The sequence below is a fragment of the Neisseria sp. P0021.S005 genome (assembly GCF_051956955.1).
In genome coordinates this window covers 1-482 of sequence record NZ_JBQCWY010000929.1, presented here as the reverse complement: position 1 = coordinate 482, position 482 = coordinate 1, and the positions used below count along the sequence as shown (strand labels likewise).

Annotated in this window: 1 protein-coding gene; it reads right to left on the bottom strand. The window is 47.1% G+C overall.

Annotation, left to right across the window (positions count from 1 at the left end; genetic code table 11):
* On the bottom strand, window positions 1-318 hold a 318-nt coding region (locus ACTHUE_RS20210), incomplete at its 3' end, for a Ppx/GppA phosphatase family protein (RefSeq protein ID WP_440424303.1).
* Between the last annotated feature and the right edge of the window lie 164 nt (window positions 319-482).

Sequence of the window (482 nt, the reverse complement as noted above, 5' to 3'; positions counted from 1 at the left end):
ACCCAGCGCCGCTTCGGCACGGGGCAGGAATTGGGCGATGTTTTTGGCAACACGGAAAGTGTTGGTGGCCACCACGCGCACGTTTTCGGGTTGAAATCCGCGCAGGCGTTCGCCAAATTTCGCCAAACATTCCAAGGCTTGTTCTTGAGAGGCTTCGCTTAGGTTTTTTTGTTCGTCCAAGCCGGCGGCAAAGCGAACCATTTGTTTGAACGAGTCGATGACTTTCAGCTGGCCGTTGTTGTTTTCACAAATTTGCAGGCGGAAACTGTTGGAACCCAAGTCGACGGAGGCTAAAACGTTGGCGGGAGTGGTGGTCATAAAAAATACCGGTTGATTAGAAAAACCTAAATGTTACTTGAGGCGCTATCACTTGACAATAAAAGGTATACAGCTCTTTGATTCTGCTCATAGATGTATTTTATAATGCCGATTTTAAGCCAATATATCAAAGGCCGTCTGAACTTTTCAGACGGCCTAAAAAG